Raw genomic sequence first — 14,981 nt, 5'->3', positions numbered from 1 at the left:
GGTCGGCCCGCTTGAGGCGGATGGTCGGTAACGGCACTCCCCGCAACCGGAGTGCGGGCAAGCAGCCGAAGGTCGTCGCGCTCGGTGGCGGCATGGGTCTCTCCGCCTCGCTCACGGCGCTGCGCCGTATCACCGGCGACCTCACTGCCGTCGTCACCGTCGCCGACGACGGCGGTTCGAGCGGCCGTCTGCGGGACGAGCTCGGCGTCCTCCCGCCGGGGGACCTGCGCAAGGCTCTCGCCGCGCTCTGCGGGGACGACGACTGGGGCCGCACCTGGGCCGAAGTGATCCAGCACCGCTTCGAGTCCAAGGGCGAACTCCACCAGCACGCCGTGGGCAACCTGCTCATCGTCGCGCTCTGGGAGCAGCTCGGTGACCACGTCCAGGCGCTCGACCTCGTCGGCAAGCTCCTCGGCGCGCACGGCAGGGTGCTGCCGATGTCCGCGGTTCCGCTGGAGTTGCAGGCGCTCGTCCGCGGCCACGACCCGCAGCACCCCGAGGAGTTGACCACCGTCCGCGGGCAGGCCACCGTGGCGCTCACCCGCGGTGAGGTGCACAAGGTCAAGCTGGTGCCGCAGGACCCGCCCGCCGTCCCGGAGGCGGTCCAGGCGATAAGGGAGGCGGACTGGGTCGTGCTCGGCCCGGGCTCCTGGTTCTCCTCCGTCATCCCGCACCTGCTGGTGCCCGGGGTGCTCCAGGCGCTCACCGAGACGAAGGCCCGAAAGGTCCTCTCGCTCAACCTCGCTCCCCAACCGGGAGAAACAGACGGTTTTTCCCCGCAGCGTCATGTGGAGGTTTTGGCCCGACACGCACCTAAACTCGCCTTCGACGTGGTGCTGGCGGACCAGGACGCGGTGCCCGACACGGCATCTCTGCGTACGGCCGCCGAGCTGCTCGGCGGGACGGTCGAACTGGCGCCCGTGGCAGCCCGGGACGCTCCCCGGGCGGTCGAGGGGTCGTCGGCGCGGCATGATCCGGAACTGCTCGCCGCCGCGTACGACCGTATTTTTCGGATGCATGGAAGGATCGGCCCATGGCGATGACGGCTGCGGTGAAGGACGAGATCTCACGACTCCCCGTCACCCGGACCTGCTGCCGGAAGTCCGAGGTCTCGTCGATCCTGCGCTTCGCGGGCGGCCTCCACCTCGTGAGCGGCCGGATCGTGATCGAGGCGGAGCTCGATACGGGAATCGCAGCGCGCAGGCTGCGCAAGGACGTCCTGGAGATCTTCGGCCACGCCTCGGACCTGGTGGTGATGGCCCCAAGCGGGCTGCGCCGCGGCAGCAGGTACGTGGTGCGGGTCGTCGCGGGAGGGGACCAACTCGCGCGGCAGACCGGTCTCGTCGACGGCAGAGGCCGACCGATCCGGGGGCTGCCACCGCAGGTCGTCTCGGGCGCCACCTGTGACGCCGAGGCGGCATGGCGCGGCGCCTTCCTCGCGCACGGTTCCCTCACCGAGCCCGGCCGCAGCTCCTCGCTGGAGGTGACGTGCCCGGGCCCGGAGGCGGCGCTCGCACTCGTCGGTGCGGCACGCCGGCTCCAAATCCCGGCAAAGGCACGCGAGGTACGCGGAGTTGACCGAGTCGTCGTCCGTGACGGTGATGCTATCGGCGCACTGTTGACGCGTCTCGGCGCCCACGAATCGGTGCTCGCCTGGGAGGAGCGCCGCGTGCGCCGCGAGGTCCGGGCGACCGCCAACCGCCTCGCCAACTTCGACGACGCCAACCTCCGCCGCTCCGCGAGAGCGGCCGTCGCCGCGGGCGCCCGGGTGCAGCGTGCCCTGGAGATCCTCGGCGAGGAGGTCCCCGAACACCTCGCGGCCGCAGGCAAGCTGCGCATGGAGCACAAGCAGGCTTCACTGGAGGAGCTGGGCGCACTCGCCGACCCGCCCCTCACCAAGGACGCGGTCGCCGGCCGCATCCGCAGGCTGCTGGCGATGGCTGACAAGCGCGCCTCGGACCTGGGAATCCCGGGCACGGAGGCGAGCCTCACCGAGGAGATGGTGGGCTGATCCGCCCGTCCGCGGAGCCGTCCCTCCGGCAGGGCCCGCCCCGCAGAACCCGCTCGGTGGCGCCAGGCCGCCGTCGTCGGGGCCGCCCGGCCGATGTCACCCCGGCCGCACCGGCGCGGTAGGGTCGGAAGCGGTCGGGGACATCCCAAACAGCATTCGCCGGTGTCCTCACCGGCGTCCCTAACGAGGAGATCGGTTCGTGACGATCCGCGTAGGCATCAACGGCTTCGGCCGCATCGGACGTAACTACTTCCGCGCTCTGCTGGACCAGGGTGCGGACATCGAGATCGTCGGTGTCAACGACCTGACCGACGTGGCCACCCTTGTCCACCTGCTGAAGTACGACACGACCCTGGGCCGGCTGAAGCAGCCCCTCAGCGTCGACGGCGACAGGGTCACCGTGGGCAGCCAGTCCTTCAAGGTCCTCGCCGAGAAGGACCCGGAGCAGCTCCCCTGGGGCGAGCTGGGTGCCGACGTCGTCGTCGAGTCCACCGGCATCTTCACCAAGCGCGCCGACGCGGCGAAGCACCTCACCGCCGGTGCGAAGAAGGTCCTCATCTCGGCTCCGGCCAAGGAGGAGGACATCACCGTCGTCATGGGCGTCAACGAGGACAAGTACGACCCGGCGACCCAGCACGTCATCTCCAACGCGTCCTGCACCACCAACTGCGTGGCGCCGATGGCGAAGGTCCTGGACGAGAGCTTCGGCGTGACCCGCGGCATGATGACGACGGTCCACGCCTACACCAACGACCAGCGCATCCTGGATTTCCCGCACAAGGACCTGCGCCGTGCCCGCGCCGCAGCGGAGAACATCATCCCGACCACCACGGGCGCCGCCAAGGCGACCGCGCTGGTCCTCCCGCAGCTCAAGGGCAAGCTCGACGGCATCGCGATGCGCGTCCCCGTGCCGACCGGCTCCATCACCGACCTCGTCGTCGAGGTGGGCCGCGAGGTCACGAGGGACGAGGTCAACGCGGCCTTCAAGAAGGCCGCCGAGGGGCAGCTCAAGGGCATCGTCGAGTACACGGAGGACGAGATCGTCTCCGCGGACATCGTCAACTCGCCCGTCTCCTGCACCTTCGACGCCTCGCTGACGATGGCCGAGGGCAACCAGGTCAAGATCCTCGGCTGGTACGACAACGAGTGGGGCTACTCCAACCGCCTCGTCGACCTCACCACCTACGTCGGCTCCCGGCTCTGACCGGAGCGACCGAGCGAGCACGGCCCGCACCGGCCGTATCGGATCGCACCGGGCGATGAAGGCACCGACGACAGCAGGGCCCGCAGGGCGCGTCGCCGCGTCCTGCGGGCCCTGCCCGTCTGTGCTCCCGAGGCCGCGAAAGGCGGGCGGGTCCACAGCAGTTGGCACCAAGGAGACCTGAACCCATGAAGACGATCGACCAGCTCATCGCGGAGGGCGTCGCAGGCAAGCGCGTCTTCGTCCGCTCCGACCTCAACGTCCCTCTCGACGGGGAGCGGATCACCGACGACGGCCGCATCCGCGCGGCCGTCCCCACGATCGCCAAGCTCGCCGAGAGCGGCGCACGCGTGGTCGTGGCCTCACACCTGGGCCGTCCCAAGGGCGCCCCCGAGCCGAAGTACTCGCTCGCACCTGTCGCCCGCCGGCTCGGCGAACTCCTCGGCGGCGGCGTGTCGTTCGCCGAGGACACCGTGGGGGAGAGCGCGAAGGCCACCGTCGGCTCCATGGCCGACGGCGAGGTCACGCTGCTCGAGAACCTGCGCTTCAACCCCGGCGAGACCAGCAAGGACGATGCCGAACGCGGCGCCTTCGCCGACGAGTTGCAGGGCCTCGCCGACGCTTACGTGGGGGACGGCTTCGGCGCCGTGCACCGCAAGCACGCCTCGGTCTACGACCTTCCGGCACGCCTGCCGTGCTGCGCCGGGTACCTCATCGCAGACGAGGTCGACGTCCTCCGCAGGCTCACTGAGGACGTCAGCCGCCCCTACGTGGTGGTCCTCGGCGGCGCGAAGGTCTCCGACAAGCTCGGCGTCATCGAGCACCTGATGCAGAAGGCCGACCGCATCCTCATCGGCGGCGGGATGGCGTTCACCTTCCTCAAGGCGCAGGGGTACCCGATCGGCTCCTCCATGCTTCAGGAGGACCAACTCGACACCGTGCGAGGGTACTTGGACCGCGCCCAGCAGCTCGGCGTCGAGTTCGTGCTCCCCGTCGACGTGGTCGCGGGCACGCATTTCCCCGCGACGGCCGAGACGCCGACGCACCCGCAGGAGGTGGGCGCGAGCGTGATCCCGGACGACCTGATGGGGCTGGACATCGGTCCGGAGAGCCGTAAGCTCTACGCCGCGAAGCTCGCCGACGCGGCCACGGTCTTCTGGAACGGCCCGATGGGCGTCTTCGAGCACCCGGCGTACGCCGAGGGGACCCGGGCCGTCGCGCAGGGCCTGCTGGACAGCCCGGCCTTCACCGTCGTCGGCGGCGGGGACAGCGCAGCGGCAGTGCGGCTGCTCGGCTTCGACGAGAACGCCTTCGGGCACATCTCCACCGGGGGCGGCGCCAGCCTGGAGTACCTGGAGGGCAAGACGCTCCCCGGCCTCGCGGCGCTGGAGCAGTGAGTGGCCGCACTCGCGCCCCGGCCCCGTGACACCTGTATGAAAGGAAGGGTATGACTACCCGCACCCCGCTGATGGCGGGCAACTGGAAGATGAACCTCAACCACCTCGAGGCCATCGCCCATGTCCAGAAGCTCGCCTTCGCCCTCACGGAGAAGGACTACGACAGCGTGGAGGTCGCGGTCCTGCCGCCCTTCACCGACCTGCGCTCCGTGCAGACCCTGGTCGACGGCGACAAGCTGAAGATCAAGTACGGCGCCCAGGACGTCTCGGCGCACGACTCCGGGGCGTACACGGGCGAGGTCTCCGGGCCGATGCTCGCCAAGCTCAACTGCACCTTCGTGACGATCGGCCACTCCGAGCGGCGGCAGTACCACCGCGAGGACGAGCCGCTCGTCAACGCCAAGGTGAAGGCGGCGTTCCAGCACGAACTCACGCCGATCCTCTGCGTGGGCGAGGAGCTCCCCGTCCGCGAGGCCGGAAACCAGGTCGCGCACACACTCGCGCAGGTCGACGGCGCGCTCGAGGACGTGTCCGCCTCGGCGGCCGAGACCCTCGTCATCGCCTACGAGCCGGTCTGGGCGATCGGCACGGGCAAGGTCTGCAGCCCCGAGGACGCCCAGGAGGTGTGCGGCGCGATCCGCGCCCGTCTCGCCGAGCTGTACAGCCAGGACGTCGCCGACAAGGTGCGTATCCAGTACGGCGGTTCCGTCAAGTCTTCGAACGTCGCGGGGATCATGGCGCAGCCCGACATCGACGGCGCCCTGGTGGGCGGGGCCTCGTTGGACGTCGACGAGTTCGTCAAGATCGTGCGCTTCCGCGATCAGTAGGGTGTGACGGCGGGCCGGAGCTCGTCGTACGCTGTCGGGGCCGGACCGTCGAGCACGGCCCGGCCCCGCGCACCACCGCAGGTGAGGGGCGGCTCACGCCCCGTGCCGTCCGCATCAGTCCCGCCAAGAGTCCGAGAGAGTTGGTCCAGCCGTGGTCATGGGGTTCTCAATCGCCCTCATCGTCGTCAGTCTGCTGCTTCTGCTGCTGGTGCTGATGCACAAGGGGAAGGGCGGCGGTCTCTCCGACATGTTCGGCGGCGGCATGCAGTCCTCGGTCGGCGGTTCCTCCGTCGCGGAGCGCAACCTCGACCGGATCACGGTCGTCGTCGCGCTGATGTGGTTCGGGATCATCGTGGCGCTCGGTCTGCTGGTGAAGTTCCAGGGCTGAGCGAAGAGACCTGACGCGGTGTCGGGCGTGCGGCCTATCATGAAGCCTCGCGTCCGGCGCCGATGCAGTAACTCCGGTCACTGGACGCGCGTTGGGCCCTACGTACACTAGGGCGCCCGCAGCGAAGCTGCCGCTTCGCAGCACCGTGAGGCAGGGAGTTACGACCGTGGCAAGTGGCAACGCGATCCGGGGCAGCCGGGTTGGAGCGGGGCCGATGGGGGAGGCCGAGCGCGGCGAGTCCGCCCCCCGCCTCCGCATCTCCTTCTGGTGTTCCAACGGGCACGAGACCCAGCCGAGCTTCGCCAGCGACGCGCAGATCCCCGACACCTGGGACTGCCAGCGATGCGGCTTCCCCGCCGGCAAGGAGCGCGAAAACCCGCCGGACCCACCCCGCACCGAGCCGTACAAGACCCACCTCGCCTACGTACGCGAGCGCCGCTCCGACGCCGACGGCGAGGCGATCCTCGCCGAAGCGCTGGCAAAGCTGCGCGGCGAGATCTGAACGAGGCGCTTCCGCACGGGCCGGCCGCCCTTCGGCCGTCCCGCGGTGCCGTGCGGCCGCAGGACGCCGCCCGCTCTCTTCCCGGACGAGCCGGACACCGTGCAGCCACGCTCTCCCGCGGCGGTGCGCGGCGTTCTCGTCGCGTCGTCTAGGTTGGACTCCCGGGGTTCGTGAAGAGAAGATTGGGCTGATTCCGTCGATGTCCGCAGCACGCCGCACCCGCCTCGACCGACTGCCCGAGTGGCGCGCACTCGCAGCGCACCGGGAGGAGTTGGGGGAGACGCACCTCCGCCGCCTCTTCGCCGACGACCCCGGGCGGGCGGAGCGCTACACCCTTCAAGTCGGTGATCTCCACCTCGACTACTCCAAGCACCTCGTCACCGACGAGACTCTCCGCCTGCTCCGCGAACTGGCCGCCGCCACGGGCGTGGCCGAGCTGCGCGACGCGATGTTCGCGGGGGAGCGGATCAACACGACGGAGGACCGCGCGGTCCTCCACACGGCGCTGCGCACGCCCGAGTCGGCGACCGTCAAGGTCGACGGCGAGAACGTCATGCCGAAGGTGCACTCGGTCCTGACGCGTATGGGCGTGCTCGCCGGGCGTATCCGCGGGGGGCACTGGCTCGGGCACACCGGGCGGCAGATCCGCACCGTCGTCAACATCGGGATCGGCGGTTCCGACCTCGGTCCCGCGATGGCGTACGAGGCGCTCCGCCCGTACACGGCACGCGCGTTGGAGTTCCGTTTCGTCTCCAACGTCGACGGCGCCGATCTCCACGAGACGCTCAGGGATCTCGACCCGGCCGAGACGCTCTTCGTCGTCGCCTCCAAGACCTTCACGACGATCGAGACCATCACCAATGCCGAGGCGGCGCGCACCTGGCTGCTCGAGGGGCTCGGTGCCGACTCCTCAGCCGTGGCCCGCCACTTCGTCGCGGTCTCCACCAACGTCGAGAAGGTCGCCGAGTTCGGCATCAACACGGACAACATGTTCGAGTTCTGGGACTGGGTCGGCGGCCGCTACTCGTACGACTCGGCGATCGGCCTCTCCCTGATGGTGGCGATCGGCCCCGAGTGCTTCCACGACATGCTCGCCGGGTTCCATCTGGTGGACGAACACTTCCGGACGGCGCCGCCCGAGGCGAACGCCCCTCTGCTCATGGGCCTGTTGGGGATCTGGTACGACAACTTCCACGACGCGCAGGCCCACGCGGTGCTCCCCTACAGCCACTACCTCTCGCGGTTCACCGCCTACCTCCAGCAACTCGACATGGAGTCCAACGGCAAGTCGGTCGACCGCGACGGCACGCCCGTCGACTGGCAGACGGGACCCGTCGTCTGGGGGACGCCGGGGACCAACGGGCAGCACGCCTACTACCAGCTCCTCCACCAGGGCACCAAGCTCGTCCCGGCCGACCTCCTCGGCTTCGCCGAGCCCGTACCGGAGTTGGGCCCGCTCGCCGGGCAGCACGACCTGCTGATGGCGAACCTCTTCGCACAGGGCCAGGCGCTCGCGTTCGGCAAGACCGCCGAGGAGGTACGCGCCGAAGGCGTCCCCGAGGAGCAGGTGCCGCACCGCACCTTCCACGGCAACCGCCCGACGACGACGATCCTCGCCGACGGCCTGACGCCCTCCGTACTGGGTCAGTTGATCGCCCTCTACGAGCACAAGGTCTTCGTGCAGGGTGCGGTCTGGAACATCGACTCCTTCGACCAGTGGGGCGTCGAACTCGGCAAGGTGCTCGCGAAGCGGCTGGAGCCGGCGCTCACCGAGGGCGCCGAGGTCCCGGGGCTCGACGCCTCGACACGCGGGCTCGTCGCGAAGTACCGGGAGATGCGGGGGCGTTGAGGGGTAGTGCCGGGGCCGCGGACGGGTGCGGGCCGTGCCCGTCCGCGGCGTGGCTCCATGCGGCGTCCGGCGCGAGTGGGAGGGCCCGGCTCGGTGCTGTCGACCAACCGGTGCCCCGACGCGGTGAAGTGAGGGGCGGCCCCCGAACGGCGCGTGGCGCCTGACTGCGTCCGAAGCCGCCCGACGGGGCGGCCGAGCGCCGTAGGATGCCGGTTCCCGAAGGCGTCTGCGGAGGGAAGTCGCGTGCAGGGGTTGGAGGTTGCCCTCGGGAAGCTCGCGGGGGCGGTGGGCGGCGCGGTGGCCAACTCCTTGCTGCCGAAGCCCGGGGCCGCGGGGCTCGTCGACGGGCCGGTGCGCCGCCCTCGCGCCGTTGCTCCGGAGCGGCTCGTCACGGTGCTGGCGCGCCGGCTCGACGGGGCGTACGCGGGGCTCGCGCAGCACGAGCGCCTCGCAGCCGTGGACGCGGTACGACGTGCCTTCGTCGCGGCCGGGCCGCTCGACGCGGACCGCCTCTTCGCCTGCGACCTCGACGCGGAGGCGCTCGCCCGGACGCTGCCCGCGTACGACGACGGGCTCGCCCCGAGGGCCGCCCAACTCCGCGCCGAGCTACAGCGGACGTGCTGTGCGCACCTCGTCGAACAGCTCACCGCGCACCCGGGGTTCGCCGCCCGCGCCGCCGTCGAGGAGCGCAGGGAGAGCAGGCGGACGCGGGAGTCGCTGCACGCGCTGCGCGACCGGCTCGGGCCGCGGCAGGACGCGGAGGACGTGGCGTTCGAGCAGCGGTACGCCGAGTACGTGGCGGAGACGTACGCGCGGATCGACCTCTTCGGCGTCACGCTCGGCCGCGCGGCGGGCGAATGGCCGTTGGAGACGGCGTACTTGAGCCTGGCGGTGAGCACCGAGCGGAACCGACCCGAGCGGGAAGGCATGGGAGCCGGCGGGCTCGGCGGACAGGCGGTGCTGCGGGTCGAGCAGGCACTCGACGGTACGGACCGGATGCTGCTGCGCGGTCCGGCGGGCTCGGGCAAGAGCACCCTGGTGCAGTGGGCCGCCGTCAACGCCGCGCGTCGCTCCTTCGAAGGGGACCTGAGGGACTGGAACCGCTGCGTTCCCTTCGTGCTGCGGCTCCGCTCCTTCGTCACCACCGGCCGGTTGCCGGACGCGGACGACTTCCTGCGCGCCACGGGCGTTCCCTTCCACGGCGCCGAACCGCGCGGCTGGGTCGACCGGTTGCTCGACGGCGGGCGCGCGCTGGTGCTCGTGGACGGCGTAGACGAGGTGCCCGAACGGCTGCGCGCGCGGACGGAGAGCTGGCTGAAGCGGCTCGTCACCGCGTACCCGGAGGCGCGGTACCTCGTCACCTCCCGCTCCTCCGCGATCCCCGAACGCTGGCTCGAAGCCCAGCAGTTCGTGCCGCACACCCTGCTGCCGATGCAGCGGGAGGAGATCACGGAGTTCGTCCGCCACTGGCACGAGGCCGCCCGCTCCGAGTGCGACGACGCGCGTGAACGGCAGCGCCTCGACGGCTACGAGACGTCGCTGAAGCGCGCCGTCGGCTCCCGCCGCGACCTCGGCCTTCTCGCCACCAACCCGTTGATGTGCGCTCTCCTCTGCGCCCTGAACCGCGACCGCCGCATGCAACTTCCGCGCGCCCGCAAGGAGTTGTACGACGCTGCGTTGGACATGCTCCTCGTCCGGCGCGACACCGAACGGGAGATCGAGGGCGTCGAGGGCGTCGAGCTGACGCGGGACGAACTCGCCGTGCTGCTCCAGCGCCTCGCCTACTGGCTGATCCGCAACGGGCAGGTGGAGGTGGACCGTTCGGAGGCCGTCGCGATGGTCGCGGAGTGGCTCGGCGCCATGCCCCAGGTGGACGGTACGCCCGAGCAGGTTTTCGCGCACCTCCTCATCCGCACCGGCCTGCTGCGCGAACCCGCCCCGGGCACGGTGGACTTCGTGCACCGGACGTTCCAGGACTACCTGGGCGCGCGGGCCGCCGTAGAGGCCCGTGATTTCGGGGTGCTCGCCGCGCACGCGCACGAGGACGCGTGGCACGACGTCGTGCGGATGGCGATGGGTCACGCCCGGGAGGACGAACGGGGCACGCTGCTGCGGAGGTTGCTCGCCCGGGCCGACGTGGAGCCGGGGCAGTCGAAGCGACTGGTGCTGCTGGCGGCGTCGAGCCTCGAACAAGTGGCCACGCTCGAGGCCGGGTTGCGTGAGGAGGTGGAGGACAGAGCGGCGGAGCTGGTGCCGCCTGTGACGGTGCACGAGGCCGAAGCACTCGCCGAGGTGGGGGAGTTGGTGCTGGAGCACCTGCCGGGGCCTGGGGGGCTGCGCGAGGAGGAGGCCCTCGGCGTCGTGCTGACCATCCGCTTCGTCGGCACTGAGCGGGCGTTCGAGCGGATCAAGGAGTTCGTTTCCGACGAGCGGCGGAGCGTGCGGGAGGAGCTTACGTACGCCTGGGAATCCTTCGACGCGACTCGCTACGCCGAAGAGGTTCTCTCCGTTCTCCCCGGCGATGAACGGGAAATGACCGTGCAGAGCGAGAGCCACTTGGCCGCGCTCCCTCTCATCGGCCCGGTGGACGGCTTGCAGGTGAGGGGCGACCACGGATCTCTCCGTTCGGTGCGGTCCCTCGGCGGATGCCGTCGGCTCACGATCGACGACAACCGGCTGTTGCGAGACGTCGCCGATGTCGCGAGCCTTCGGAGTCTGGACAGCCTTCATATCTCGGCGTGTTCGGGCCTCTCCGACCTCGGTGGTCTTGCCGGCACGGGCATCCGCTACCTGTCCCTGGACGTGCACCACGGCGCCTCGCTGCGGCCGCTCGCGGAGATGCCGAACCTGGAGACGCTCGAACTCGATGGGCCGCTGCTCATGGAAAGCCTGCGGGACCTACCCGTGGGCCCGCAGCTCAGGCACCTTCACTTCGCCGTCCGCACACGCTATGTGAGCCTCGACGGCATCGAGCGATGGCCGCGGCTCAGCCGCCTCACCGTCGGCGGCGAGATGCAGGCGAACCAACTGCGCGAACACCCTTCGCTGGCCGGCGTCGGGGCGCTCCAAGTCCTCGGGGCGCACACGCTTGCTCCCGATTGGCTGACCACGTGCCGGGGCCTGACCTCCCTGCTGCTGCACGGCTGCGGAGCGGTGGATCTCTCCGCACTCCGGGAACTGCCGGGTATGCGGGCGTTGACGCTCGCCGACTGCGGCACCGAGGAAGCGCCCGTGGACATCACCCCGCTCCTCCACTCGAAGGTGCGTATCTCCGTTCACGGCGAGACGTACCTGACCGGCGGCGAACACCTGCCGTCCCGGCGCTTCGGGCGGTACGCACTCGACGGAAGCGACTGACCCCGCCCCGAACGGCAGGGCCGACCGAGCGCAGCACAACGGCAGTTGACCAGACGAACCGATCCTCAGCGCACCCCTGACCCCGCCTCCGCATCCACCAGCCACACCGTCCGCTCCCGCCCCCGCACCAGGGCAGCCGGCGTCTCCACGGTCCCGGAAAGCGCCGCAGCAGTGGCGTCGGCCTTGTCGCTCCCGGCCGCCAGCAGCCACACCTCGCGCGCCCCTCGGATCGCCGAGAGCGTCAGCGAGATCCGCGTCGGCGGCGGCTTCGGCGCGTCACGCACGGCGACGACGGTGCGCTCGATCTCCTCGACCTCCGTGCGACCGGGAAAGAGCGAGGCGACGTGCCCGTCGGGACCGACCCCGAGGAGGAGGACGTCGAAGTCGGGCACGTTGGTCGACGCCGACGGGCCCGAGGCGGCGGCGAGTTCGATGGCGTACGCCTCCGCCGCCTTGTCGACGTCGCGGTCCGACGTGCTGTCCTCGGCCGGCATCTCGTAGACGCGGGCGGGGTTGATGCGCAGCACGTCGAGGAAAGCGGCGTGCGCCTGGGTGGCGTTGCGCTCCGGGTCGCCCTCGGGGAGGAAGCGCTCGTCGCTCCACCAGATGTCGACGCTCTCCCAGTCGACGCCCTCATGGCCGGGTGTACGGGCGAGGGCGGCGAGGACGGCGTTGCCGTTCCGGCCGCCGGTGAGGGCGACGGACGCGGTGCCGCGTTCGCGCTGCGCGTCGATGAGTAGCTCGACGAGCCGGGCCGCGGCCGCCTCCGCCATCTCCTGCTGGTCGCGGTGTACGACTACCTCGGGGTTCTCCGTCACGAGTGATCGCTCTCCGTCTCGTCGGATGGTTTCGTCTTTCGCGCCGTCCGCGTCCGCTTCGCCCCGCTCTTCTTGGCGGCGGACCTCGCAGCGGCCCCGGACTCCGGGGAAGGGGAGGCGGCCGACGGCGGCGAGGCCGAAGGGGCGTTCTCCTTGCCCTCCTCGACCGTCACCACACTCTGCCCCAGCCTGTCCACCCCGTACCGCACGGTGCCCGCGTACGCCTCGTCGGGGTCGAGCCTGCGCAGCTCCTCGGAGAGGAGCTCGGCCGTGGCGCGGCGGTGGAGTGCCACGTGGCGGTCGGGCTGGCCGGGGACCTTGAGGACGGCGAGGGCGCCGTCGGTGCGGGTGAGGGAGACCTCGCCTTCGGCGGTCGCCATGCGCACCGCCGTGAGGCCCGGGCCTTCGGAGACGTCGCGCCCCACCGGCACGTCCAGCCGCTCGGCGAGCCACAGGGCGAGCAGCTCCGTCGACGGGTTGTACTCCTCGCCCTCGACGGTCGCCGAGGTGACGCCGACATCCTTCTGGTCGAGCGAGGCGGCGAGCATGCTCCGCCAGGGCGTGATGCGCGTCCAGGAGAGGTCGGTGTCGCCCGGCGTGTACGCGGCTGCGCGGCGGGCGAGTTCGGCCACCGGGTCCTCGGCCGCTGCCGCGTCGGTGATACGGCGCTGGGCGAGGGTGCCGAGCTTGTCGTCCGCGGGATGGCGCGGTGCGTCCTCGGGCCACCAGACGACGACGGGCGCGTCCGGCAGCAGCAGCGGCAGGACCACGCTGTAGGCGTGCGAGGCGAGTTCGCCGTGGAGCCGCAGGACGATCGTCTCGCCGGAGCCGGCGTCGCCGCCCATCTGGATCTCCGCGTCGAGCCGGTGCTGCGCCCGGTCCCGCGGGGAGCGGCCCGGGCGGCGGACGACGACGAGGATGCGGGAGGGGTGCTCCTTGGAGGCGCCCCTCGCCGCCTTCAGTGCGTCGTAGTGGTTCCCCTCGTCGGTGACGATGACGAGCGTGAGGACCATGCCGGTCGCCGGGGAGCCGATCGCCCTGCGGGTGGTGACCAGTTCGGAGTTGATCCGGCTGGATGTGGTGTCGGTGAGGTCGATCTTCACGGCCGCCTCCAGCTCCTGCCGTCGCGTGCGAGCATCTCGTCTGCCGCCTTCGGGCCCCAGGTCCCTGCGGCGTACTGCTCCGGCCTGCCGTGGGTCTCCCAGTACTCCTCGACCGGGTCGAGGATCTCCCAGGAGCGCTCGACCTCCTGGTGGCGTGGGAAGAGGTTGGCGTCCCCGAGGAGGACGTCGAGGATGAGGCGCTCGTACGCCTCCGGGCTGGACTCGGTGAAGGACTCGCCGTAGGCGAAGTCCATCGTGACGTCCCGGATCTCCATCTGCGTCCCCGGCACCTTGGAGCCGAAGCGGATCGTGACGCCCTCGTCCGGCTGGACGCGGATCACGAGCGCGTTCTGGCCGAGCTCCTGGGTGTCGGTGGCGTCGAACGGCGAGTGCGGCGCGCGCTGGAAGACGACCGCGATCTCGGTGACGCGCCGGCCCAGCCGCTTCCCCGTGCGCAGGTAGAAGGGGACGCCCGCCCAACGGCGGTTGTTGATCTCCAGCTTCAGCGCGGCGTAGGTGTCGGTCTTCGACGCCGCGTCGATGCCCTCCTCGTCGAGGTAGCCGGGGACCTTCTCGCCGCCCTGCCAGCCTGCCGCGTACTGACCGCGCACCGTGTGCCGGCCGAGGTCCTCCGGGAGCCGCACCGCGTTGAGCACCTTCAGCTTCTCCGTGACGAGCGCCTTGGCGCCGAAGGACGCGGGCTCCTCCATGGCGGTGAGCGCGAGGAGTTGGAGGAGGTGGTTCTGGATGACGTCGCGCGCGGAGCCGATGCCGTCGTAGTAGCCGGCCCGGCCGCCGATGCCGATGTCCTCGGCCATGGTGATCTGCACGTGGTCGACGTAACTGCGGTTCCACAGCGGCTCGAACATCGTGTTGGCGAAGCGCAGCGCCATGATGTTCTGGACCGTCTCCTTGCCGAGGTAGTGGTCGATCCGGAAGACGTCCGAGGGCCGGAAGACCTCGTGCACCACGGAGTTCAGCTCTTGGGCGCTCTTGAGGTCGTGGCCGAACGGCTTCTCGATGACGGCGCGGCGCCAGGAGCCGGGTCCCGGGTCGGAGAGGCCGTGCGTCTTGAGCTGCGAGACGACGGTCGGGAAGAACTTCGGCGGGACGGAGAGGTAGAAGGCGAAGTTGCCACCCGTACCACGGGACTTGTCGAGTTCGTCGATGGTCGACTTCAGCCGGTCGAAGGCCTCGTCGTCGTCGAAGGTGCCGGAGACGAAGCGCATGCCCTCCGCCAACTGCTGCCACACCTCCTCGCGGAAGGGGGTGCGCGCGTGCTCCTTGACCGCGTCGTGGACGACCTGCGCGAAGTCCTCGTCGGCCCAGTCGCGGCGGGCGAAGCCCACGAGTGAGAAGCCCGGTGGCAGCAGGCCGCGGTTGGCGAGATCGTAGATCGCGGGCATCAGCTTTTTGCGTGACAAATCCCCTGTGACGCCGAAGATCACCAGGCCCGACGGTCCCGCGATACGCGGGAGCCGCCGGTCCTGGGCGTCACGCAGCGGATTGGCTGCGCTGCCCAACTGGC

The 14,981-nt window shown here is 70.8% G+C and carries 12 protein-coding genes; 9 read left to right on the top strand and 3 right to left on the bottom strand.

The window, feature by feature from the left end:
- Positions 1 to 20 precede the first annotated feature (20 nt).
- The 9 genes from F603_RS0108770 to F603_RS0108730 all read left to right on the top strand — a co-directional run bounded on the left by F603_RS0108770 (position 21) and on the right by F603_RS0108730 (position 11,532).
- The gene (locus tag F603_RS0108770) at positions 21 to 1,043 is read left to right on the top strand and encodes a gluconeogenesis factor YvcK family protein (RefSeq protein ID WP_019545633.1); all 1,023 of its coding nucleotides are present in this window, start codon (positions 21 to 23) and stop codon (positions 1,041 to 1,043) included.
- On the top strand, positions 1,034 to 2,011 hold the full coding sequence (whiA, locus tag F603_RS0108765; RefSeq protein WP_016907142.1) for a DNA-binding protein WhiA: 978 nt from the start codon (positions 1,034 to 1,036) through the stop codon (positions 2,009 to 2,011). The genes F603_RS0108770 and whiA overlap by 10 nt, the downstream gene beginning before the upstream one ends.
- Before the next feature lie 199 nt (positions 2,012 to 2,210).
- Positions 2,211 to 3,215, top strand: a complete 1,005-nt coding sequence (gap, locus tag F603_RS0108760) for a type I glyceraldehyde-3-phosphate dehydrogenase (protein WP_019545632.1) — start codon at positions 2,211 to 2,213, stop codon at positions 3,213 to 3,215.
- A gap of 185 nt (positions 3,216 to 3,400) precedes the next feature.
- A complete protein-coding gene (locus tag F603_RS0108755; RefSeq protein WP_019545631.1) occupies positions 3,401 to 4,609 on the top strand; it encodes a phosphoglycerate kinase in 1,209 nt (402 codons plus the stop codon).
- 50 nt (positions 4,610 to 4,659) lie between these two features.
- On the top strand, positions 4,660 to 5,436 hold the full coding sequence (gene tpiA, locus F603_RS0108750) for a triose-phosphate isomerase (protein WP_026328250.1): 777 nt from the start codon (positions 4,660 to 4,662) through the stop codon (positions 5,434 to 5,436).
- Positions 5,437 to 5,587: 151 nt separating this feature from the next.
- Positions 5,588 to 5,824: a preprotein translocase subunit SecG gene (gene secG / locus F603_RS0108745; protein ID WP_026328249.1), complete on the top strand. Its 237-nt coding sequence runs from the start codon at positions 5,588 to 5,590 to the stop codon at positions 5,822 to 5,824.
- Between the two features lie 166 nt (positions 5,825 to 5,990).
- Positions 5,991 to 6,326 (top strand): RNA polymerase-binding protein RbpA, encoded by a 336-nt coding sequence (locus F603_RS0108740; protein WP_078495632.1) that lies wholly within the window; start codon positions 5,991 to 5,993, stop codon positions 6,324 to 6,326.
- A gap of 199 nt (positions 6,327 to 6,525) precedes the next feature.
- On the top strand, positions 6,526 to 8,175 hold the full coding sequence (gene pgi, locus F603_RS0108735; protein WP_019545628.1) for a glucose-6-phosphate isomerase: 1,650 nt from the start codon (positions 6,526 to 6,528) through the stop codon (positions 8,173 to 8,175).
- Between the two features lie 243 nt (positions 8,176 to 8,418).
- On the top strand, positions 8,419 to 11,532 hold the full coding sequence (locus tag F603_RS0108730; protein WP_019545627.1) for an NACHT domain-containing protein: 3,114 nt from the start codon (positions 8,419 to 8,421) through the stop codon (positions 11,530 to 11,532).
- Between the two features lie 65 nt (positions 11,533 to 11,597).
- Here the strand turns inward: F603_RS0108730 and pgl are convergent, their stop codons facing one another.
- From pgl to zwf, 3 genes are read right to left on the bottom strand one after another with little or no spacing between them, the layout of a single operon-like run.
- Positions 11,598 to 12,350: a 6-phosphogluconolactonase gene (gene pgl / locus F603_RS0108725; RefSeq protein WP_019545626.1), complete on the bottom strand. Its 753-nt coding sequence runs from the start codon at positions 12,348 to 12,350 to the stop codon at positions 11,598 to 11,600.
- Positions 12,347 to 13,453, bottom strand: a complete 1,107-nt coding sequence (gene opcA / locus F603_RS0108720) for a glucose-6-phosphate dehydrogenase assembly protein OpcA (protein ID WP_019545625.1) — start codon at positions 13,451 to 13,453, stop codon at positions 12,347 to 12,349. Before opcA ends, pgl begins: the two co-directional genes overlap by 4 nt.
- Positions 13,450 to 14,976, bottom strand: a complete 1,527-nt coding sequence (gene zwf / locus F603_RS0108715) for a glucose-6-phosphate dehydrogenase (RefSeq protein WP_019545624.1) — start codon at positions 14,974 to 14,976, stop codon at positions 13,450 to 13,452. Before zwf ends, opcA begins: the two co-directional genes overlap by 4 nt.
- Positions 14,977 to 14,981 lie beyond the last annotated feature (5 nt).

This window comes from Streptomyces sulphureus DSM 40104 (assembly GCF_000381025.1).
Lineage (GTDB): Bacteria > Actinomycetota > Actinomycetes > Streptomycetales > Streptomycetaceae > Streptomyces > Streptomyces sulphureus.
Note: the sequence above shows the minus strand (reverse complement) of the source record. Positions and strands in the feature narration are given on the sequence as shown.

Coding starts and splice junctions, on each gene's coding strand:
- pgi (WP_019545628.1), top strand. CDS start 6,526: ATGTCCGCAGCACGCCGCACCCGCCTCGACCGACTGCCCGAGTGGCGC.
- tpiA (WP_026328250.1), top strand. CDS start 4,660: ATGACTACCCGCACCCCGCTGATGGCGGGCAACTGGAAGATGAACCTC.
- F603_RS0108755 (WP_019545631.1), top strand. CDS start 3,401: ATGAAGACGATCGACCAGCTCATCGCGGAGGGCGTCGCAGGCAAGCGC.
- whiA (WP_016907142.1), top strand. CDS start 1,034: ATGGCGATGACGGCTGCGGTGAAGGACGAGATCTCACGACTCCCCGTC.
- F603_RS0108770 (WP_019545633.1), top strand. CDS start 21: ATGGTCGGTAACGGCACTCCCCGCAACCGGAGTGCGGGCAAGCAGCCG.